This is a genomic window from Mesorhizobium sp. M0058 (assembly GCF_040323095.1).
Classification (GTDB): domain Bacteria; phylum Pseudomonadota; class Alphaproteobacteria; order Rhizobiales; family Rhizobiaceae; genus Mesorhizobium.
Map to the genome: position 1 here is coordinate 201,756 of NZ_JAMYUQ010000009.1, position 21,577 is coordinate 223,332.

Here is a 21,577-nt window from a genome sequence, read left to right on the forward strand (position 1 = left end):
AGCATGCAGTTCGCCACCGAGAGCAGCCACGGCCGGAGCCTGACACCGCGCATCGTCGTGGTCGGCGGAGGCTTTGCCGGTCTGGAGGTTGCCAAGGCGCTCGGCAAGGCGGAAATCGGGGTGACGATCATCGACCGCCACAATCACCACTTGTTCCAGCCCTTGCTCTATCAGGTTGCAACCGCCGCCTTGTCGGCGCCTGACATCGCCGAGCCAATCCGCAAGATCCTGGGCCGCTATCCCTCGGTTCAGGTTCTCTTCGGCGATGTCACCGAGATCGTCACCGAAGCCAGGATACTGGTGCTGGCCGATGGGACCACGGTCCCCTACGACATCCTGGTCTTGGCCACCGGTTCGCAGCCATTCTATTTCGGCCAGGAGAGCTGGGCTCGGGTTTGTCCCGGCTTGAAGACCATCGAGGACGCGCGCACGATCCGGTCACGGCTGCTGCTATCGTTCGAGCACGCGGAACGGACCACCGATCCAGTCGAGCAATCCCGGCTGATGACGATCGCCATTATCGGCGGCGGCCCGACCGGTGTCGAACTGGCGGGCTCGATCGCCGAACTCAGCCGGCACACACTGGCGCGCGACTTCCGCAACATCCGGCCCGAGAAGACAAGGATCATACTGGTAGAAGCCGGCGAGCGTCTGCTCGCCGGATTCGCCCCGGAGCTTTCCAGATATGCACGTCTGCGCCTTGAAAGCCTGGGCGTCGAGGTCGCGCTCGGCAACCGGGTCGAGGCGATCGAAGCGCATCAGATCACCGTCGGCGGCCAGGTGATCCCGGTGGCCTTGACGCTCTGGGCCGCCGGGGTGGCGGCTTCTCCGCTGGTCGCCCAGCTTGGTGTCGGGCTCGACCGCGGCGGTCGGGTGAAGGTCGAATCCGACCTGCAGGTCGTCGGCCATCCCGATGTCTTCGCGCTTGGCGACGTCGCACTGGTCCTCGATGGGAACGGCCAGCCATTGCCGGGTCTTGCCCAGGTCGCCAAGCAGCAGGGCGAGCACCTCGGCAAGGCACTGGCACGCCGGATAGATGCTGGCGATACGCTGCCCGCTTTTGTCTTCAGCAATCGAGGCAACACGGCCATTGTCGGCCGCCACGCTGCCGTGTTCGAATCGGGTAGGCTGAAACTGAAAGGCTGGTTCGCCTGGTCTGCCTGGGCGCTCATCCATGTCTACCTGCTCGTCGGTTTTCAGCACCGCGTTCAGGTCTCGATCCAGTGGCTCTGGCGCTACCTGACCTATGAGCGTGGCGCCCGGCTCATCGCCGAGGAGCGAGTCGAACCGGGTTCGAAATCATCGCCGGGAGCGGCCCCGAGAGAGCCGCTGCCAACCAAGGCAGACGCCGCCCCGGCATTGCACGCCCGCACTGACTAGATTGCCGGGTGCTCAGTTCGGAGACAGTGGCGATGCGGGGGTCAGCTCTGGATTCCGCCACGGCCCGTCGTCCCACGGCAGCCCGAACCTCGATAGTTGAGGCGGGTGGTTCCCAGCTTGTATCCGGTGCCGGCCTGATGGATCCGGATGGCACCAACGACGTTGCGTCCCTATATGAACAAATGAACACAGGCTCCTCGAAACGGGATCTGTTGAACCCCTCCTCTTCAGAGACAGCTCGTCATGACGTCACCTGCGACTGCTGAACAACCCCCGGTCATTCAGACGGGGCTTCCCGCCCTGAGCAACAGCTATGCGCAATTGCCGGAGCGCTTCTTCGCGCAAACAGATCCGAAGCCGGTGTCCGAACCGCGGCTGATCCGGTTCAACCGGCACCTCGCGGAGGAACTCGGGCTCGATGCCGACCAGCTTACCAGCCCGGATGGAGTGGCGATGCTTGCCGGCAACAGATTTCCGGAAGGGTTGCAAGCAATCGCCCTGGCCTATGCGGGCCACCAGTTCGGAAACTTCGTGCCTCAGCTTGGCGACGGGCGCGCCCTGCTGCTTGGCGAAGTGGTGGACGTCAACGGCGTTCGCCGTGACATCCAGCTGAAAGGATCGGGACCAACGCGGTTCTCGCGCAACGGCGACGGCCGCGCCGCACTCGGCCCTGTCCTGCGCGAATATGTCGTCAGCGAAGCGATGGGGGCGCTCGGCATTCCGACGACGCGAAGCCTTGCGGCGGTGCTCACCGGCGACCCGGTCTATCGCGAGGTCCGGCTGCCCGGCGCCGTCCTGACACGGGTGGCGGCAAGCCATATCAGGATCGGCACGTTCCAATATTTCGCCGCGCGCCACGACACCGAGGCGCTCAAGATACTGGCCGACTATGCCATTCAGCGTCACTTCCCACAGCTGGCGGGGGAAGCACGGCCGTACCGGGCTTTGCTGGAGGCCGTTGTCGCCGCACAGGCGGACCTGGTGGCGCGCTGGATGCTGGTCGGCTTCATCCATGGCGTCATGAACACCGACAACATGTCGATCTCGGGCGAGACGATCGACTATGGCCCATGCGCCTTCATGGACGCTTACGACCCCAGCGCGGTGTTCAGTTCGATAGACCGCGCCGGTCGCTATGCCTATGCCAACCAGCCTCGTGTCGCCACATGGAACCTTGCGCGCTTTGCCGAGACCCTGCTGCCGCTCATGAGCACGGACGAGAATGAAGCAGTGTCTGAAGCGGAAGAGGTGCTGAGGTCGTTCCAGGCCTCCTATGAGGCTGTGTTGCAGCGCGGCTTCCGCAGAAAACTCGGACTGCTGACCGAAGCGGAAGGCGACTTGCAGCTCGCTGCCGACTTTCTGGATGTGCTGGCTCGCGGCGAAGCGGATTTTACGCTCGGCTTCCGGCGCCTGGGCGATGACCTCGACGCTGCGGACGGCCAAGGCACGGCGCGGCAGTTGTTTAAGGATCCAGGTGCATTCGATGCCTGGTCGGCGCGGTGGCGCCAGCGCATCGCAAGCGAGGGCGACACGGCCACGCGCCGTTCTGCCATGCAATCGGTCAATCCCAAATTCATCCCCCGCAATCATCGCATCGAGGCGATGATCCAGGCGGCGTTGGGCGGCGACTTCAGACCGTTCGAGGAGATTCTGGCGGTCGTCAGCCGTCCCTTCGATGAGCAGCCGGGAATGGAACGCTTTGCTGAGCCGCCACGCCCGGATGAGCGCGTCCTGCAGACATTCTGCGGTACATGAGACATTCGTGATGGTCGCTTAACATGTGCAAATGCGGAAGACCCATTTGCAAGCTATCGTCACGGGCACTCTCGTAGGGGCTGAGCTATGACGATCATAGAATTGGCATTCGAATTGCTGGCACGGAAGCTCGTAGACCGTACCGGAATATCAGACGAAGATGCTCGAGACCTTGTCGCAGCCATGGGAGCTGACTGGTCATCGCTCGTGCGAGCAGCGAGGGCGATCAAAGAGGCTTAGGTCTTTTGACGTCGTTTTAGCTGCCATCAGCTGCAGGCAGATCGGACCAGAGGCTGCTGCCGCGATCCAGGCGCGACACCGCGCTCTTCACCGATCATGTCAGCAACGTGGTCAAGCACTGTATTTCGGTCGCTCCAGATCGACCGGATACAACACGCTGTCCCCTGAAAGCCACGGCGGCCCGCTACGCAAGTCGCCGCAAGCTCGCAATAAACAGCGATAGCAGCCCAGGCTTAGGATTTATATTGCAGGCCCGCACCACTGGCAGGGCGACGCGGGCGGGCCGCTGCCGTTCCTTGAAATCCGCGTTGGGAGTCAGATTCCGTCGGCACCGAAAAGCACAGGTGCTGACGAAGCAGACGGAACTTCCCCCCACGATCACGGTTTTGAGTCACGATAGCAACCCAAGGAGATGCAGATGTCGAGCAAAATGCCGCCCGTGCCGCCTGAGAACCAGAGCCAGAAGGGTCGAGGAGAAGGGCGACAGGTTAGCCACGATGATGCCCAGCACGGCACTCACGGAGCGCCGGATCCGGAGCGCCAAGGGCAGCAAGCCAACACCAAGGTCAACACCACTCATCAGGGCCGTCAGCAGGATCGGTGATCATGTCCACATCGAAGAAACACCCGAACACGATCCGGCAGGGCGGGCCAGGCGCATCGCACGAGAACGCCAGAAAACCCCTGCAGGTCAACAAACCCCCGGCGGATGAAGACCGTCGATCCAAAAGCCGAGTTTCAGGGGGTGGCGGTGAAAAGGACAGTCATCATTCGCACAATCCAGCCAAGAAGGGTAGCAACAGTTGAACCCACGGCTTTGTGAATGATTGTGCTAAAGCGCGCCGCGTGTGCATGTCATTGTCTCACAACCGAGCCTTTTTTTGAGTGACATGCATAGCCGGACCAGGGTGAGGATCAGCGAGTCGAGACGCCCGGAAAAACCGGAGGCCGTGGGCCCGCACCACTGGCGGAGCGATGCGGGCCCGGCCAAGGGTTACGGCCCTCGACCAGCAGCGAGGGGCTCGCTGCCGCATGCAGAACAAGCCCCGTAATTTCAGGTTCCGCTAATATACAAAAAAGCCGGCCACCTTTCGGCAGCCGGCCAGTTCCAACAGAACAAGGGAACGTGCACTGATGGGGCAGTGCAACGCCCGAAGTGTTTCGAGGCGACGATGTTCCACCGGAAATCCACAGATTCGCCGTTTCGATCTACATTGGCCGGATTGAAAGATCTTTGACGATCTCTCCCAAGTTCTCGCGGAGCCCGGTCCGACGTGTGGCGCCCTGTCTGCGCCTTGGCTCTCTATGCGGCCAGCAAGCTCATCTTTGAAGAATGCCCGCCGCGACTGCCGCGCGCGTCAAACACCGGCGTGCAATTGGTCGAGCGCGCGGCAGACCGGGGACGCGTCAAGTCGAGCGTCGGTCGACGTAGGTGTAGACGCCGGCCCCAATGGCGACCGCGCCGACCGTGATCACGATCGATGGCGCGCCCATCAAACTGGCAAAGACCGCCCAGATGAGGGCGATGACGATAGCGCCGAGTGTTCCCAGGATCAGTCTCGGCATTGTCTACCCCTCCACGTTCGGGCCGCCTGTGGATGGTCGTCACCCACCGGTCATGCGAAACGCCGCATGAAAGCACAGTGTGGCCCATGAGGTGAAGGGCCGCGCCGGAATACTCCGGTGCGGAAAAGATGATGCCCGCGCCGCCAAAGCCCGGGTGTTCAATAGCCAAATGGCTGGACCGGCGCCTAGCGCCTCAGCGCGTGGACTTCCGCCATGCTTTCGCCGCCCATCGGCAGGGCCATGTCATCATCGAGCAGCCGGGTGATGCGGGCAAAGCCCGTAAACGCCTTCCTGGCTGCTTCGGCCGACATTCTGCCCGACAGGGCCGCGGAGCAGCAATTCACGGCGCACTGATACACAGGCCCACGCCGTCCCAATGGCCATTTCTGCAAAAAGACCATCGCTTCGGCAACGCTATCGACTTCCTCGACGGGGTGTCCCTGCCCGCGCGCAATGCGCACGGGCGTAAAGAAATGCAAGCGGTCCATTTTGTTCTCTCCCTGGTCGGCCGCAGCGCGAACCAACCCTACTAAATTCGCGGATGGCGCGTTTGTTCCGCTTATTGCAAAAAAATCTGCGCTGGTGGGCTTGGGTTGCCGACGCCCGCTTTTGTCCGGAACGTTAGGCCGGCTGATGCATTTCGCTCTCGTGATTGCCTTGAGGGACACGTTCAAACCATGCGCATAGCCCATGTCGCCCCTTTGCACGAATCGGTGCCACCCCTTCTCTATGGCGGCACCGAGCGCATCGTTTCCTATCTGACCGAAGGGCTGGTCGAACTCGGCCATGAGGTGACGCTGTTCGCCAGCGGCGACAGCCGGACGTCGGCCAGACTGATACCAGGTCGCGAACGCGCGCTACGCCTCGATCCGCGTCCACTGAAATCGGACACGGCGGCGCATCTTGCGATGCTTGCCGATGTGAGGAACCGAGCCCACGACTTTGATATCATTCATTTTCATCTCAGCCATTTCCTGCATTTCTCGTTCTTCGAGACCATGCCGGACAAGACGGTGACAACGCCTCATGGCCGGCTCGATTATGTCGATCTGGCGCCAGCCTATGAGCGTTTTCCGCGCTTTCCGCTGATCTCGATCTCGCATAGCCAGAAGACCGGGCTTGCGAATGCCAATTGGCTGGCCACCATCCATCACGGGCTGCCGACGGGTCTCTATCAGCCGACCTTCGAGACGGCGGCAGGCGAACCATACCTCGCCTTTCTCGGCCGGCTTTCGCGCGACAAGCGGCCGGACCGGGCCATCGACATCGCCTTGCGCTCGGGCATGAAACTCAAGCTGGCGGCCAAGATCGGCGACGATGATCGCGCCTATTTCCATGAGACGATCGAGCCGTTGATCGATGGCGACCGCATCGACTATGTCGGCGAGATCGCCGAGAGTGAGAAGACTGAATTCCTCGGCAATGCCGCTGGTCTGCTGTTTCCGATAGACTGGCCCGAGCCGTTCGGCCTTGCCGCGATCGAGGCGATGGCGTGCGGTACGCCAACCATCGGCTGGAACTGCGGTGCGTTGCCGGAAGTCATCGACCATGGCGTTACCGGATTTGTCGTCGATTCTCTCGACGCCGCGGTCGCCGCGGTGCCGGCCTTGCTGCAACTCGACCGGCGAAAGGTGCGCGCCGTCTTCGAAAGTCGGTTCTCCGCCAACAGGATGGCGCGCGACTATCTCACTGCCTATGCGCGTCTCATCGGCGCCCCGGCTGAATCGAAAGCGTCGTGAACGACGGCGGACGTTCCGAGCCCGAAACAGAGATTTGTGACTGATGACCGAACTTGACGAGCGCAAGCTCGACCCTGCCGTGGCCCTTGCCTCCCTGGACGAAACCGCGCCGCGCGAGCCGCACCGGCTGTTTGCCCTAAAGCAAGGCGACTGTTTTGCCGTGGCCGATGCCTACGGCGATATCAGGGGTGCGGGCGACGGTTTCTTCCGTGACGACACCCGGGTGCTGTCGGAGTTCAGGCTCACCGTCGGCGGCCGGCAGACATCGCTGCTCGGCGCCTCGCTCAGCCAGGACAATGTGCTGTTCACCAGCAATATGACCAATTTGCCGATGCAAAGCGTCGGTGGCCGCGACATCCCGCAGGGCGCCATCCATATCGAGCGCGTCAGGCTGTTGTGGCAGGACCGGCTGTTCGAGCGCATCACCCTTTCCAACTACAGCCAGGAGCATTCGGCAATCCGCGTCTCGCTGCATTTTGCCGCCGATTTCCGCGACATGTTCGAGGTGCGCGGTTCGACCCGGCCGAAGCGCGGAATGGCGCATGCAGCGGAGATCGCGCCTGCCTCGGTGCTGCTGCGCTATGACGGACTGGACGGGCTGGCGCGGGTGTCGGCGATCTCGTTCTCGCAGCCGCCAGACCAGTTGAGCGCCGAGCGCGCGGATTTCCTCATCGCAGTGACCAAGCGCAGCAGCAAGATGCTTTACGTCGAGGCCGGCGCGGAACTGACCGAAACGCCCGACCGCGACCGCTTCCGGGCGGCCGCGGCGCGCGCCCGTTTCGGCATGCGGGCCAAGCGCCGCCATGGCGCGACGGTGCACAGTTCGGGTCGCGTCTTCAACGATTGGGTCGAACGCGCCCGCGCGGATGTCGCCTTGCTGACCACCGAGTTGTCGACCGGCCCCTACCCCTATGCCGGCATCCCCTGGTTTTCGACGGCCTTCGGCCGTGACGGCGTCATCTCGGCGCTGCAGATGCTATGGCTCAACCCCGGCCTGGCGCGCGGCGTGCTTGCCTTCCTCGCCCAGCACCAGGCGACCGAGACATCGCCTTTCAGCGACTCGCAGCCCGGCAAGATCATGCACGAGACGCGCAAGGGCGAGATGGTGGCGCTGCAGGAACTGCCTTTCGGCCGCTACTATGGCGGCGTCGATACCACGCCGCTCTACATCCACCTCGCTTGCGCCTATGCCGAACGCACCGGCGACATGGACTTCATCGCCAGCCTGTGGCCGTCTCTCTGCGCCGCCGCCAAGTGGACGGAAGAGGCGAGCCGCGCAACCGGCTTCGTCACCTATCAGCGCGCTGCCGAATCCGGCCTTGCGAACCAGGGCTGGAAGGACAGCTTCGACTCCGTCTTCCACGCCGACGGGCGCATCCCCAAGGGGCCGATCGCGCTGGTCGAAGTGCAGGGTTATGTCTTCGCCGCCTTCAGGGGCCTTGCCGCTCTCGCCCGCCGCCGGGGCGAGTTCGCGCAGGCCGAGCACTGGGAAAATCGCGCCGAAGAGATGCGGATCGCCGTCGAGCGTGATTTCTGGCTGGACGATCTCGGGTTCTATGCGCTGGCGATCGACGGCGCCGGAGAGCCGTGCAAGGTGCGCACCTCGAATGCCGGACACCTGCTCTATGTCGGCCTGCCCGAACCGGCGCGGGCTAAGATGGTCGCCGACCAGTTGCTTTCGGCTTCCTTCCACTCCGGCTGGGGGGTGCGAACGCTTTCCGACGATGCTGTGCTGTTCAACCCGATGTCGTACCACAATGGTTCCATCTGGCCGCACGACACGGCGATGTGCGGCGCCGGCCTGGCGCGGTTCGGCGAGCGTGACAGCGTGGTGCGGCTGATGAGCGGTACGTTCGAATCGGCAGTGCATTTCAACATGCGACTGCCGGAACTGTTCTGCGGTTTCACCCGCTCGCCGGGCGAAGCGCCGATCGCCTACCCCGTCGCCTGCCTGCCGCAAGCGTGGTCGGCAGGCTCGGCCTTCATGCTGATGCAGGCGTGCCTCGGTCTGGAAATCGACGGCTGGAACGGCGAAATCCACGTCACTCGACCCCGTTTGCCGATCGGCATCGATACGCTGACGCTCAGGCATCTGGGTGTCGGCGAAAAGAGGGTCGATCTTACCTTCCAGCGCGTCGGCGACCGCGTCGTCGCCTTTCTCGCCGACCGCCATGAAGGGCTGGTTCCGCTGATCGTGCGGACATGATCTGAACGGCCTTCAACGGGAACCGAACCCAGGGTTTGTGCGTTGCGAAAAACACAGGTTCTCACGGGCGATCGTCGGCTGCGAACACTCAAATCGAACCATGAAGAAAAAGGCCCTGGCGGCCAAAATTGAGTTGGAATTGGAATGACTGATTATGGCATGGCCCTGCTCTGGGTCTTGATCCTTGCAAGCCTTGGCCTTTCGATTCTAGCCGTTATGTTATCGATCTCCAGGCAACGTCGTAGCCATAGCTTGACGGTTGCACCGACTGCCGGCGAGGACGTCGCATCGGAAGCGACGCGCAAGGTCTTGCGGGAGTTCGAGAAGAACGGACAATCTCCCGACGCGGCGCTGGTGAACTGGTCGCCCGACACCTTGCGCAAGATACTTGCCGACGACCTGCCGGACGCGCAGGTCATCGTCGTCTCGAACCGAGAACCCTATATCCACAACATCAAGGACGACGGCGTCGAGCTTCTGGTGCCGGCCAGCGGCCTGGTGTCGGCGCTTGAGCCTATCACCCGCGCCTGCAGCGGCACCTGGATCGCCTATGGCGGCGGAACTGCGGATCGTCTGACGGTCGACAGCAACGATCGGGTTCAGGTGCCGCCGGACAATCCGTCCTATACGCTGCGCCGCGTGTGGCTGAGCGACGACGAATACCAGGGCTATTATCTCGGCTTTGCCAATGAAGGGCTTTGGCCGCTCTGCCATATCGCCTTCACACGGCCGGTCTTCCGTGCCTCGGACTGGGAGGCCTATGAGGCCGTCAACCGCAAATTCGCCGATATGGTGGTTGCCGAGGCGCGCAATGAGCGGCCGATCGTGCTGGTTCAGGATTACCATTTCGCGCTCCTGCCGCGCATGATCCGCGAGCGCCTGCCGGAGGCGATCATCATCACCTTCTGGCACATCCCGTGGCCGAACTCCGAAGTGTTCAGCATCTGCCCATGGCGCGAACGCGTTCTTGATGGACTGCTCGGGAGCTCGATCATCGGCTTTCACACCCAGTTTCATGCCAATAATTTCACTGAAAGCGTAGACAGGTTCCTGGAAAGCCGGATCGAGCGCGCCGACGCCGCGATCTCGTATGGCGGGCGGACGACACTGGTGCACGCCTATCCCATCTCCATCGAATGGCCGGCCGAACTCCTGGCCAAACTGCCACCGGTCGAGGAAAGCCGCGCCCGCCTGCGTGAGCGGTTCGGCCTGTCGGCGGACGTCAAGCTGTGCGTCGGCGTCGAGCGCCTGGACTACACCAAGGGCATCCTCGACCGCTTCCATGCGCTGGACGAATTGTTTACGCGCCACCCCGAGTGGATCGGCAAGGTAGTGTTCCTGCAGATTGCTGCCCCAAGCCGCGGCACGCTGCCGGCGTACCAGCAATTGCACGATGAATGCCTGCGTTATGCCAACGAGCTCAACCAGCGCTACGGTCATGACGGCTACAAGCCCGTGGTCATGGTGGCTGAGCACCATTCGCAGCAACAGGTCTATGAGATCTATCGCGCCGCCGACATCTGCATGGTCACCAGCCTGCATGACGGCATGAACCTCGTAGCCAAGGAATTCGTCGCCGCGCGTGACGACGAACAGGGCGTGCTGTTGCTCAGCACGTTTGCCGGCGCGTCGCGCGAACTGCTGGAAGCACTGATCGTCAATCCTTACGACGCGGCGATGATGAGCCAGGTGCTGCTGCAGGCGCTGACCATGTCACCGGACGAACAACGCGAGCGCATGCGCCCGATGCGCGAAATAGTGCGCGACAACAATGTCTTTCGCTGGGCCGGCAGCATGCTGCTCGATGCGGCGCGCCTGCGCAAACGCGGCGACCTCGAAAGAGCGACAAGTGTCGCCGAGCGGCCCGCAAACACCGGCAGCAACATCGTCTCACTGTTCGACCGCATGCGGAAGGTGGCGTCATGAATAGCCTGTCGAAAGCACCGGGCCTGCCAACCGCACCCGACCTGCCGGAAGGACAATGGGCGCTTTTCCTCGACATCGACGGCACGTTGCTGGAGCACGCCGCGCACCCCGACGCCGTGTCCGTGAGCGACGAACTGCGCAACCTCCTCGGCGCCGTCGACAAACGGCTGGACGGCGCCGTCGCCTTTATCACCGGCCGCTCGGTCGAGGGCGCCGACCGCCTGTTTCATCCGTTGAAGCTGCGTGTTGCCGGTCTCTATGGGCTGGAACACCGGCTGACGCCGGACGGCCCGGTCGTTACCGCGGATGCTCCCGCCGATATCGCTGCCCTTGCCGACGCCATCGACGCCGAACTCGATGACGGCCTTGTTCATATCGAGCGCAAGGGTCCGATCCTCGCCATCCATACGCGTGCGGCGCCGCATCTGCTGGCCAGGGCAACGCATCTTGCCGAACAGGCATTGACCGAGCTTCCCAAGGGCTATCGGGTTATCCCGGGCAACGCCGGCGTCGAACTCATGCCGCTCGAAGCGGCCAAGGGCGCTGCCGTGCGGCGTTTCATGGCAATCCCGCCCTTTGCCGGACGGCGACCGGTCTTTCTCGGCGACGACACCGCCGACGAAAACGGTTTCGAGGCGATCAACGAGGCCGGCGGCATCTCGATCCGGGTCAAGCCGCGTGGGCCGACCGTGGCCCAATACAGGCTCGATGATGTCACCTGCGCGATAGCTTGGCTTGCCGCCAATTTCGACGCATCACCGGCTCTCAACCGCAAAGCGTCCTGATCGCTGCCGCCTGCGGATCGAATCAAGATTCGCCGCGTTTGCGCCGACCTTCGCCAAAAGCCGATCGATAAGCGCTGTTCTCATTGAATATCTTTAAGGCCAAAGCCGGCAAATGGATTGCTTGCCGGTTCCCCTGCGTCAGGCATAACCTGCGCAGTCGACGCGTGAGGGCGCGTGCGGCATCAAGGGGAGGACATCGCAGTGACCATACAAGGCGCATCACCTGATCTATACAATGAGGATCTGGCTCCGGCCAAAGTCCGAAACTGGGGGCCGTTCTCGATCTTCAACGTCTGGACGTCGGACGTCCACAGCCTCTGGGGCTATTATCTCGCCGCAAGCCTGTTCCTGTTTTGCGGCGGCTTCGTCAATTTCATCATCGCCATCGGCATCGGTTCGCTGATCATCTACGCGCTGATGAACATGGTCGGCTATGCCGGCGTGAAGACCGGCGTGCCCTACCCCGTGCTGGCGCGCGCCTCCTTCGGCATCTGGGGCGCCAACATTCCGGCCCTGGTGCGCGCCATCGTCGCCTGCTTCTGGTACGGCGCGCAGACGGCGGCGGCATCGGGCGCGATCGTGGCGTTGCTGATCCGCTCGCAATGGTTCGCCGATTTCAACGCCAACACGCATTTCCTCGGCCACACGGGTCTGGAAGTGATCTGTTTTGTGGTCATCTGGGCACTGCAATTGCTGATCATCCAGAACGGCATGGAAACGGTGCGCCGCTTCCAGGATTGGGCCGGACCGGCGGTGTGGGTGATGATGTTGATCCTGGCGATCTATCTCTGTGTAAAATCCGGGAGATTTGCCTTCACCAGCGACATCCCGATGGATGTGCTGCTCGACAAGACAAAGGATGCCGGCGTACCCGGAACCCCTGGCTCCTGGACGTCGCTGTTTGCGGTGGCGGCGATCTGGGTCACCTATTTCTCAGCGCTCTATCTCAATTTCTGCGATTTCGCCCGCTATGCCCCAGACAAGGCATCGCTGCGCAAGGGCAACATCTGGGGCCTGCCGATCAATCTCATCCTGTTCTCGCTGGTCGCCGGCGTGACCACCATCGCTGCCTTCGACGTGTATGGCGAAGTGCTTCTGCATCCCGACCAGATCTCGGCGAAATTCGACAGCTGGTTCCTGGCAGCGCTTGCAGCCCTGACTTTTGCCGTGGCGACGCTCGGCATCAATGTGGTGGCAAACTTCGTCTCGCCGGCCTTCGACTTCTCCAATGTCTTTCCCCGGCAGATCGACTTCAAGAAGGGCGGCTATATCGCAGCTGTTATCGCGCTGGTGCTCTATCCCTTCGCGCCGTGGGAAGGCAGTGCCGCATCTTTCGTCAACGTCATCGGCGCGACGATGGGGCCGATCTTCGGGGTGATGATGGTCGACTACTATCTGATCCGGAAGGGCGAGGTCGACGTCGAGGCACTGTACCGCGAAGATGGCGAGTTCCGCTTCCAGGGCGGCTGGCACGTCAACGCCTTCATAGCAGCCGGCATCGGCGCCATCTTCTCCTCGGTCCTGCCGAACTTCACCAATTTGCTGCCGGCATGGTGGGGCGTTTATGGCTGGTTTTTCGGCGTCGGCATTGCAGGGGTCATCTACTACGTCCTTCGCACCGCCGCCCTTGGCGCAGGGGCCAGGACGGCGAAGGCGTGAAATTGAGGGATAGGGAGTAGTCAGTAGTCAGTAGTCAGTAGTCAGTAGTCAGTAGGGAATAATACCCCTACTCCCTACTCCCTACTCCCTACTCCCTACTCCCTACTCCCTACTCCCTACTCCACCATCTCAGCCAACCTCCGCACCGTGTTCCAGTTGCGTGCGGTGCCGATGCCCATGCGCTTGTGGTTCATGGCAGCGAGCAGCCGCGAGCTTGGCCGCTGGCGCGAAAAGACGACCCAGATGTCGCCGTCGACCGAAGCCACCCTCTCGTCCTCGGCGGCATAGGCCTGGAGCGCGGCCACACCATCCGCTGGCGCTGGCTCGCGCATCACCCGCACGGCCACCTGATCGCCTGCCTCGGCAGAGTCGGCCGGGAATGGGTTGCCGGCGGCAAGTTTCAGCCAATCCTCGGCAGTGCGCACGATGATGACGACATTGCGGCCGAAGGTTTTTTCGAAGGCCGTTTCCAACTGCTGTTCCAGCTTGGCGATACCAGTCGCCCGTGTCTCGAAGACCAGATTGCCGGTCGCCACCAGGGTGCGCGGGTTCTTCAGCCCAAGCTGTTCAGCCATCGCCTTGAGGTCGGCCATGACGACCCGGCGGCCTTCGCCGAGGATAATGCTGTAGAGCAGCGCAACATAGGTTTGCATGGCAACGCGGCCTGCTTATACCAGCCGCGACTGGTCCACCGCGGCCGAGATGAAGCTGGCGAACAGGGGATGCGGCTCCAGCGGCCGGCTCTTCAGCTCCGGGTGATACTGGACGCCGATAAACCAGGGATGGTCGGGATATTCGACGGTTTCCGGCAGCACACCGTCGGGCGACATGCCGGCAAACACCAGGCCGCAATCTTCTAGCCGCTCCTTGTAGTCGATATTGACCTCGTAGCGGTGGCGATGGCGCTCGGAAATCTGGGTGTCGCCATAGATGTCGGCGATCTTCGAACCCTTGGCGAGTTCAGCCTGATAGGCGCCAAGCCGCATGGTGCCGCCGAGATCGCCCGTTTCGCGGCGCTTCTCCAGCATGTTGCCTTTCAGCCATTCGGTCATCAGGCCGACGACCGGCTCGTCGGTCGGACCGAATTCGGTCGACGAGGCGTGTTCGACGCCGGCCAGCGAGCGCGCTGCCTCGATGCAGGCCATCTGCATGCCGAAGCAGATGCCGAAATACGGCACCTTGCGCTCGCGGGCGAATTTCGCCGCCAGGATCTTGCCTTCCGAGCCGCGCTCGCCGAAGCCGCCGGGCACCAGGATGCCATGCACCTTTTCCAGCCACGGCGTCGGGTCTTCCTTCTCGAAAATCTCGCTCTCGATCCAGTCGAGCTTGACCTTGACGCGGTTGGCCATGCCGCCATGCGACAAAGCCTCGATCAGCGATTTGTAGGCATCCTTGAGGCCGGTGTATTTGCCGACAATGGCGATCGTTACCTCGCCTTCCGGATTGTGGATGCGGTTGGACACGGCCTGCCAGGGCTCCATGCGCGGCTTCGGCGCCGGATCGATACCGAAGGCGGCCAGCACTTCCGAATCGAGCCCTTCCTTGTGGTAAGCCATCGGCACGTCATAGATGTGGGGCACGTCGAGCGCCTGGATGACGGCGCTCTCGCGCACATTGCAGAACAGCGACAGTTTTCTGCGCTCTTCCTTGGGGATGGCGCGGTCGGCGCGGACCAGCAGGATATCGGGCGCGATGCCGATGCCGCGCAGTTCCTTGACCGAATGCTGGGTCGGCTTGGTCTTCAACTCGCCGGCCGTGGGGATGTAAGGCATCAAGGTCAGGTGGACATAGACGGCGTTGTTGCGCGGCAGATCGTTGCCGAGCTGGCGGATAGCCTCGAGAAACGGCATCGCCTCGATATCGCCAACCGTACCGCCGATCTCGCACAGCACGAAATCATAGTCGTCATTGCCGTCGAGCACGAAATTCTTGATCTCATCGGTGACATGCGGAATGACCTGCACGGTGGCGCCGAGATAGTCGCCGCGCCGTTCGCGCTCGATGATGTTCTTGTAGATGCGGCCGGTGGTGATGTTGTCTTGCTGGTTGGCCGAGCGGCCGGTGAAGCGCTCGTAATGGCCAAGATCGAGATCGGTCTCGGCGCCGTCATCGGTGACGAAAACCTCGCCATGCTGGTAAGGCGACATCGTTCCGGGATCGACATTGAGATAGGGATCGAGCTTTTTGATGCGTGCGCGATAGCCTCGCGCCTGCAAGAGAGCCCCAAGGGCCGCTGCAGCGATGCCTTTTCCAAGTGAGGAAACCACGCCGCCTGTGATGAATACATATCGCGCCATGGGAGTCATCGCTTAACGCGGCCGAATTGATTCCGCCAGAGAAAAAACCGCCGCTGAGGCTTTTTCCAGAGAAGGCGCGATAGTCCCGAGGTTCGAGACTGGTGTTTTGGTCAAAACAAAAGGGCCGGCAAAAGCCGGCCCTTTCGGCAGGTTTGTGAAAGCGTCAGATGATGACGACCTTGGTGCCGACCCTGACGCGGCTGTAGAGGTCCATGACGTGCTCGTTGATCATGCGGAAGCAGCCATTGGAAGCGCTGGTTCCGATCGACTGCGGCGCGATGGTGCCGTGGATGCGCAGATGCGTGTCCTTCTTGCCGTCGTAGAGATAGATGGCGCGGGCGCCGAGCGGGTTCTGGCCGCCGCCGGGCATGCCGTCCTTGTACTGGCCATAATGCTTGGGTTCGCGCTTCTGCATGTCGAGCGTCGGGATCCAGCGCGGCCATTCCTGCTTGTCGCCAACGGCAACCTTGCCCTTGAACTGCAGGCCTTCGCGGCCGACCGCGATCGCATAGCGGCGGGCGGTGAAAGCCGATTCGACGAGGTAGAGGCGGCGCGCGCTGGTATCGATGACGATCGTACCCGGCTCATAGCCGCTGAATTCGACGTCCTGCGGCACGAATTCCGGCTTCACCTTGAACTGCTTCTTGGCTTGCCGCTTGGCGAGAGCCTGGTCGAGCGCGCGCGTTTCGGGGAGATAGGCAATCGACGAGGCAGAGGACGTGCCGCCGAACAGGCCGGCGAACAGTCCGCCGCTCGTCGGCTTCTGGCCCGGGGCCTCGCTGCGCAATTCGCCATTGTTGCCGGTCAGCGCGATATTCATCGCTTCGGCCGGAAGCGGTTCAGCCGATTCGATCGGCTCGATCGGCGCGATCGGGTCAACCGGAGCGATGATCTTGGTGGTCTTCTTGCCTGGCTTGGCGTCGGCAACCACGACCGGCTTGCCCTTGCTTGCCAGGAACGCCTGGCGCTGGGCATCGGCCCTGGCTTTCGCCGCATCGCGCATCGCCAGCTTGCGGGCCTCGAGCGCCTTGACGCGGGCGAGATCCCTGTCGGCGGCGATCTTGTCTTCGAGCTTGCTGATCTGAGCCAGATCATCCGGGCTCGGGTTTTTCTTCTTCTTGAGAAGCTTCAGCTGCGTCGCATCGCTCTTGGCGGCGACGTTGATGACAGCGGTTTTGCCAACCGCCTGCGGTGAGGTCATTGCCGGAGTGCCGGCGAAGACCGCGGAGCTCATGCCGAATACGGCACAAAACCCCATGAAAATGAAGCTGCGAAGCTGCATGGCGAAGATCCGATCGTTCAATGCTTGTTGCCCACGGCGTCGCCCGGCGCCCCCCAAGGGCGCAGAAAGTGCCGCCGGCAATCTATAATCGAAGTGGCGTACGGGCCTCAAGCACGGGGTGCGGTCGAATCTTCGTGATCGTGTGCCATTTGCCGCGACTGTGTTGAAACAACAACAGATCGCGGCATCTGACGCTACCGACTACTGGTTCGGAACCTGCGGTGTCACCGGCAAGGTAACGCCATTGGTAGCCGGCGGCGTAGCCGAATCGGTTGCAGGTGGCGTCGCCGGAGATGGAGCCGTCGCCGGGGCCGTGGTGGCGGGCGGCGTGGTGGCGGCGCCGTTGGCCGCGGGCGCGGCCGGTGCGGTGTTGCCCGAAGGCGGCGTCGGCGCCGTCGTGCCGGGCAACTGATTGAGCACGCCGTTGCCGCTGTCGGCCGGCACGCGGTCGAGAATGTCGATCGGTTTTTCGCCATAGCGGGCAACGATCGAGAGTGTCAGCGACGTCACGAAGAAGGCCGCGGCCAGGATCGCCGTCGCCCGCGTCAGCGCATTGGCGGCGCCACGCGCGGTCATGAAACCGGAACCGCCGCCAATGCCGAGACCACCGCCTTCGGAGCGTTGCAGCAGCACCACGCCGACAAGGGCGAGCACGACCATGAGGTGGATGACGATCAGTACGGTTTCCATATTTTATCCTGGCAAGCCCTGCCGCTCCCTGGCGATCAGGGCCGGTGATTTGGAGGCGGCTCCATACAATGCTTTAACGGCATTTCCAAGCCCGTGGCCGGAATATGGGAAGCAATGCGCCCTTTGCAACGATTTCCGCCGAACTGCTGCGTTCATAAGTCTATGACCGAACTGGTCGGCAACGAAATTCCGGGGCCTACGAGATATTCTGGTATGCCTCGGCGATGGCGAGAAAGTCGGACGCCTTCAGGCTGGCGCCGCCAACCAGCGCGCCATCGACGTTTTTGACGCCTAGCAGTTCGACAGCGTTGGACGCCTTGACCGAGCCGCCATAGAGGATGCGCATCTTGCCGGCCACGGCTGCGCCGAGCGCTTCCGCCAGTTTTTGGCGGATATGCGCGTGCGCCTCCGCCACGTCTTCGGCGGTCGGCGTCAGGCCGGTGCCGATAGCCCATACCGGCTCGTAGGCGATAACGGTGTTGGCGGGCGTTGCGCTCGGTGGCACCGAGCCGGCGACCTGGCGCGATAACACGTCGAGTGCTGTGCCCGCTTCGCGCTCGGCCTTGGTCTCGCCGATGCAGATGATGGCGACGAGCCCTGCCCGCCACGCCGCCGAGGCCTTGGCGAGGACGATGGCATCGTCCTCGCTGCGCTGTTCGCGGCACTCGGAATGGCCGACAATGACGTGGCTGGCGCCCGCATCCTTCAGCATCTCGGCTGAGACGCAGCCGGTGAAGGCGCCGCTTTCCTTGATGTGGCAGTCCTCGCCACCGGCCCGCACCGGCGTGCGCGACAGGATTTCGACGGCGCGCGACAGTAAGGTCGCCGGCACGCAGACCAATGCTTCGGTCTCTGCGTCGAGCCCGCTCATGAAGCCGTTGCCGATCATCCTGAGCTCGTTCAGCGAAGCGCTGGTGCCGTTCATTTTCCAGTTGCCGGCAACGAGCGGTCGAATTCCTGGCGTCATGGGGATCTGGTTCTCCGGGCGACATTGGGGTCTCGCCCTCCCTATCAAAATCAGGCCACAAAGCAATCGACAGTGAGCCGGAAGGGCGCTATTGCGCTTGTTTCAGACTCGGGCGCACGCAAAACTGCGCAAAAATCGGAAGTAACAATGCTTGGTATATTGAGAAGCGCGGCAGGCACCTGGGTCGCGAAAGCCCTGCTGTCGCTGCTGGTGTTGAGTTTCCTTGCCTGGGGCGTCACCACGCGGATGACGGGCGGCTTCCTGGCTGGCCATCATGCGGTGATCACCGCCGGCAGCACCACCGTGTCGATCACCGAGTACCGCCTCGCCTACGATCGCCAGATCGCCATGCTGCAGCAGCAGATCGGCCAGCGCATCAGCCGCGACCAGGCCAAGGCCTATGGCATCGACAACCAGGTGCTGGCTCAGTTGGTGTCCGGCGCCGTCCTTGACGAACAGGCGCGCAAGCTCGGGCTTGGCTTCTCCAAGGACAGGCTGGCCGAACTGACGCGGCAGGAACCCGCCTTCCAAGGCCCGAATGGCCAGTTCGACCGCCGGCTGTTCGAATCCCGGCTGCGCGAACTGGGAATGCGGCCGGAGGATTATCTGAAGAACCGGGCTCAGGTGGCGGTGCGCCAGCAGATCGTCGAAGCGGTTTCGGACGGCCTCAAGGCTCCGGACACCTTCTTCAAGGCAGTTGCGCTCTATCGGGGCGAAGACCGCACCATCGACTATCTGATCTTGCCAAAGGCGTTGGTGGAGCCCATCGAGGCGCCATCCGACAGCGTGCTTCAGGCTTATTTCGAGGCCAACAAGAAAACCTACGCGGCGCCAGAATACCGCAAATTCTCCTATGTCCGGCTCGAGCCCGAAGACATCATGGATGTCAGCGCCGTAACGGACCAGCAGGTCAGCGACGACTACAACAAGAACAAGGGCCGCTACACCACGCCGGAAATGCGCACCATCGAACAGCTGGTGTTCCCTTCCGCGGACGCCGCCAAGGCGGCATCCGATTCGCTGAAGACGGGCGCCACTTTCGACAAGATCGTCACCGCGCAGGGCAAGACCCCGGCCGACACGCTGCTCGGCACGCTCTCCAAGGATAAGATCACCGACAAGGCGGTCGCCGATGCCGCATTCGCGCTTGCCGTCAACGAAGTCAGCCCGGTCGTCCAGGGCGCGTTCGGTCCGGTGCTTTTGCGCGTCACCGAGATCAAACCGGAAACGGTGAAGCCGCTGGCGGAAGTGTCAGACCAGATCCGAAAGGATCTGGCGCTCGGCGAAGCAAGCCGCATCCTGCTCGACGTGCACGACAACTACGAAGACACCCGCGCCGCCGGCAGCACGCTGGCCGAAGCCGCCGCCAAACTGAAGCTCAAGGACGTCACCGTCGAGGCCATAGACCGCACCGGCCTCAAGCCGGACGGCACCATCATCAAGGACCTGCCGGCATCGCCGGACCTGATCAAGGCGGTGTTCGAGGCCGAGCCCAACACCGAGAATCAAGCCCTGACCACGCCTAACAACGGCTTCGTGTTCTATGAACTGACATCGATCACGCCGGCTCGCGACCGCACGCTGGACGAAGTCCGCCAGCGCGTGGTGGCGGACTGGACGACAGAGGAAACGACCAAGCGGCTGACCGCGAAAGCAGACGAACTCGACAAGCGCCTCAAGGCTGGCACCACACTCGACGTCATCGCCGGCGAACTGAAGCTTGAAAAGCAGACCAAGCGCGGCGTGAAGCGCGAGGCCGACGATGTCGATTTCGGCAAGGAGGGTGCTGCTGCGATGTTCGGGGTCGGCGAAGGCGGCACCGGGCTGATCCCCTCGCCCACCGGCGACGGCCAGATCCTGTTCAAGGTCGCCGAAGTGTTCGAGCCGGCCGGAGCCGACGCCAGCTCGGTACCCGACGATGCGCAAAAATCCTTCACGCAAGGCATGTCCGACGATCTGCTCGACCAGCTGGTGGCGCAGTTGCAGACGCAGTACGCCGTCAGCGTCGACCAGGCCGCCGTTTCCCAAGCCCTCGCCCAATGAATGGCCTTAGCCCAATGAACGTCTTGGCCCAATGAGCGCCCTGAAGACCCATATCGCCAAGGTCGCCACGGGAACCGGGCTTACCTTCGAGGAAGCGCGCGAAGCTTTCGACATCATCATGTCTGGCGACGCGACGCCGGGCCAGATCGGCGGCTTCCTGATGGCGTTGCGCGTGCGCGGGGAGACCGTGAGCGAGATTTCCGGCGCCGTCGCCACCATGCGTGCCAAGATGCTGCGCGTCGAAGCTCCTGAGGGCGCCATCGACATTGTCGGCACGGGCGGCGACAATTCGCATTCAGTCAACATCTCGACCGCTTCGGCCTTCGTCATTGCCGGCTGCGGCGTGCCGGTCGCCAAGCACGGCAATCGCGGCCTGTCGTCGCTGACGGGCGCTGCCGATGTGCTGGTCGCGCTCGGCGTCAAGATCGATATCCTGCCAGAGGTGATCGGCCGCTGCATCCAGGAGGCCGGCGTCGGCTTCATGTTCGCGCCGGCGCACCACCCTGCGATGAAGCATGTCGGCCCGACCCGCGTCGAGCTCGGCACGCGTACCATCTTCAACCTGCTCGGACCGCTGTCCAATCCGGCTGGCGTCAGCAGGCAGATGGTCGGCGTGTTCCTGCCGGAATGGATCGTGCCGGTGGCCGAGACATTGAAGGCGTTGGGCACCGAGCATGCCTGGGTGGTCCATGGGGATGGCTATGACGAAATCACCACCACCGGCGAAACGCAGGTGGCGGAACTGGCCGGCGGCGAGATCCGCCATTTCACGCTCACCCCGGAAGCCGTCGGCCTGCAGCGCCACACCAAGGACGAGTTGCGCGGCGGCGACGCCGCCTACAATGCCACGGCGTTGCGCGACATGCTGAGAGGTGCTGCCGGGGCCTATCGCGATACGGTGCTGATGAACGCCGGCGCCGGCATGGTGGTGGCCGGCAAGGCGACGACGCTTGCCGACGGCATGGCCGCGGCCACACAGGCCATCGACAGCGGCCGGGCGCTGGGCGTGCTCGACAGGCTGGTCGAGATTTCGAACGGATGA

The 21,577-nt window shown here is 62.9% G+C and carries 18 protein-coding genes; 11 read left to right on the forward strand and 7 right to left on the reverse strand.

The window, feature by feature from the left end; genetic code table 11:
* Window positions 1-3 precede the first annotated feature (3 nt).
* The 4 genes from NKJ75_RS17565 (at window position 4) to NKJ75_RS17580 (ending at window position 4,182) form a co-directional block, all read left to right on the forward strand.
* The gene (locus tag NKJ75_RS17565; RefSeq protein ID WP_023672682.1) at window positions 4-1,380 is read left to right on the forward strand and encodes an NAD(P)/FAD-dependent oxidoreductase; all 1,377 of its coding nucleotides are present in this window, start codon (window positions 4-6) and stop codon (window positions 1,378-1,380) included.
* A gap of 243 nt (window positions 1,381-1,623) precedes the next feature.
* A complete protein-coding gene (locus NKJ75_RS17570) occupies window positions 1,624-3,135 on the forward strand; it encodes a protein adenylyltransferase SelO (RefSeq protein WP_352462499.1) in 1,512 nt (503 codons plus the stop codon).
* 658 nt (window positions 3,136-3,793) lie between these two features.
* Window positions 3,794-3,979 carry a hypothetical protein gene (locus tag NKJ75_RS17575; RefSeq protein ID WP_023688550.1) on the forward strand — a complete coding sequence of 62 codons (186 nt, stop codon included), beginning with the start codon at window positions 3,794-3,796 and terminating at the stop codon, window positions 3,977-3,979.
* Between the two features lie 2 nt (window positions 3,980-3,981).
* Complete coding sequence (locus tag NKJ75_RS17580; protein ID WP_081725396.1) at window positions 3,982-4,182, forward strand: hypothetical protein; 201 nt, start codon at window positions 3,982-3,984, stop codon at window positions 4,180-4,182.
* A gap of 600 nt (window positions 4,183-4,782) precedes the next feature.
* On the opposite strand, the gene NKJ75_RS17585 is transcribed toward NKJ75_RS17580, so the two are convergent.
* Window positions 4,783-4,941 carry a hypothetical protein gene (locus tag NKJ75_RS17585; protein ID WP_023672685.1) on the reverse strand — a complete coding sequence of 53 codons (159 nt, stop codon included), beginning with the start codon at window positions 4,939-4,941 and terminating at the stop codon, window positions 4,783-4,785.
* A gap of 185 nt (window positions 4,942-5,126) precedes the next feature.
* Window positions 5,127-5,429 (reverse strand): DUF982 domain-containing protein, encoded by a 303-nt coding sequence (locus NKJ75_RS17590; RefSeq protein WP_023688551.1) that lies wholly within the window; start codon window positions 5,427-5,429, stop codon window positions 5,127-5,129.
* Between the two features lie 189 nt (window positions 5,430-5,618).
* Here NKJ75_RS17590 and NKJ75_RS17595 point away from each other — a divergent pair, with 189 nt between their 5' ends.
* From NKJ75_RS17595 to NKJ75_RS17615, 5 genes are all read left to right on the forward strand, one after another.
* Window positions 5,619-6,680 carry a glycosyltransferase family 4 protein gene (locus NKJ75_RS17595; protein ID WP_023672687.1) on the forward strand — a complete coding sequence of 354 codons (1,062 nt, stop codon included), beginning with the start codon at window positions 5,619-5,621 and terminating at the stop codon, window positions 6,678-6,680.
* A gap of 43 nt (window positions 6,681-6,723) precedes the next feature.
* Entirely contained in the window at window positions 6,724-8,886 is a 2,163-nt protein-coding gene (locus NKJ75_RS17600; RefSeq protein ID WP_023834104.1) for an amylo-alpha-1,6-glucosidase, read from the forward strand.
* Window positions 8,887-9,030: 144 nt separating this feature from the next.
* Window positions 9,031-10,812 carry an alpha,alpha-trehalose-phosphate synthase (UDP-forming) gene (locus tag NKJ75_RS17605; RefSeq protein WP_023824879.1) on the forward strand — a complete coding sequence of 594 codons (1,782 nt, stop codon included), beginning with the start codon at window positions 9,031-9,033 and terminating at the stop codon, window positions 10,810-10,812.
* Window positions 10,809-11,597, forward strand: a complete 789-nt coding sequence (gene otsB, locus NKJ75_RS17610) for a trehalose-phosphatase (RefSeq protein ID WP_352499995.1) — start codon at window positions 10,809-10,811, stop codon at window positions 11,595-11,597. The genes NKJ75_RS17605 and otsB overlap by 4 nt, the downstream gene beginning before the upstream one ends.
* Before the next feature lie 201 nt (window positions 11,598-11,798).
* Window positions 11,799-13,256, forward strand: coding sequence for an NCS1 family nucleobase:cation symporter-1 (locus NKJ75_RS17615; protein WP_023688556.1), 1,458 nt, complete (start codon window positions 11,799-11,801; stop codon window positions 13,254-13,256).
* Between the two features lie 116 nt (window positions 13,257-13,372).
* Here NKJ75_RS17615 and NKJ75_RS17620 read toward each other — a convergent pair whose 3' ends face one another.
* The 5 genes from NKJ75_RS17620 to tpiA form a co-directional block, all read right to left on the reverse strand.
* Complete coding sequence (locus tag NKJ75_RS17620; protein WP_023709418.1) at window positions 13,373-13,909, reverse strand: DUF1697 domain-containing protein; 537 nt, start codon at window positions 13,907-13,909, stop codon at window positions 13,373-13,375.
* A gap of 15 nt (window positions 13,910-13,924) precedes the next feature.
* A complete protein-coding gene (pyrG, locus tag NKJ75_RS17625) occupies window positions 13,925-15,562 on the reverse strand; it encodes a CTP synthase (protein WP_081725397.1) in 1,638 nt (545 codons plus the stop codon).
* A 154-nt stretch (window positions 15,563-15,716) separates the two neighbouring features.
* Entirely contained in the window at window positions 15,717-16,835 is a 1,119-nt protein-coding gene (locus NKJ75_RS17630) for a L,D-transpeptidase (protein WP_023693456.1), read from the reverse strand.
* 201 nt (window positions 16,836-17,036) lie between these two features.
* Window positions 17,037-17,525 carry a preprotein translocase subunit SecG gene (secG, locus tag NKJ75_RS17635; RefSeq protein ID WP_023693455.1) on the reverse strand — a complete coding sequence of 163 codons (489 nt, stop codon included), beginning with the start codon at window positions 17,523-17,525 and terminating at the stop codon, window positions 17,037-17,039.
* 196 nt (window positions 17,526-17,721) lie between these two features.
* Window positions 17,722-18,492, reverse strand: coding sequence for a triose-phosphate isomerase (gene tpiA, locus NKJ75_RS17640; protein WP_023688559.1), 771 nt, complete (start codon window positions 18,490-18,492; stop codon window positions 17,722-17,724).
* A gap of 147 nt (window positions 18,493-18,639) precedes the next feature.
* On the opposite strand from tpiA, the gene NKJ75_RS17645 reads away from it, so the two are divergent.
* Complete coding sequence (locus NKJ75_RS17645; protein WP_023688560.1) at window positions 18,640-20,535, forward strand: peptidylprolyl isomerase; 1,896 nt, start codon at window positions 18,640-18,642, stop codon at window positions 20,533-20,535.
* Window positions 20,536-20,566: 31 nt separating this feature from the next.
* On the forward strand, window positions 20,567-21,577 hold the full coding sequence (gene trpD, locus NKJ75_RS17650; protein WP_023684712.1) for an anthranilate phosphoribosyltransferase: 1,011 nt from the start codon (window positions 20,567-20,569) through the stop codon (window positions 21,575-21,577).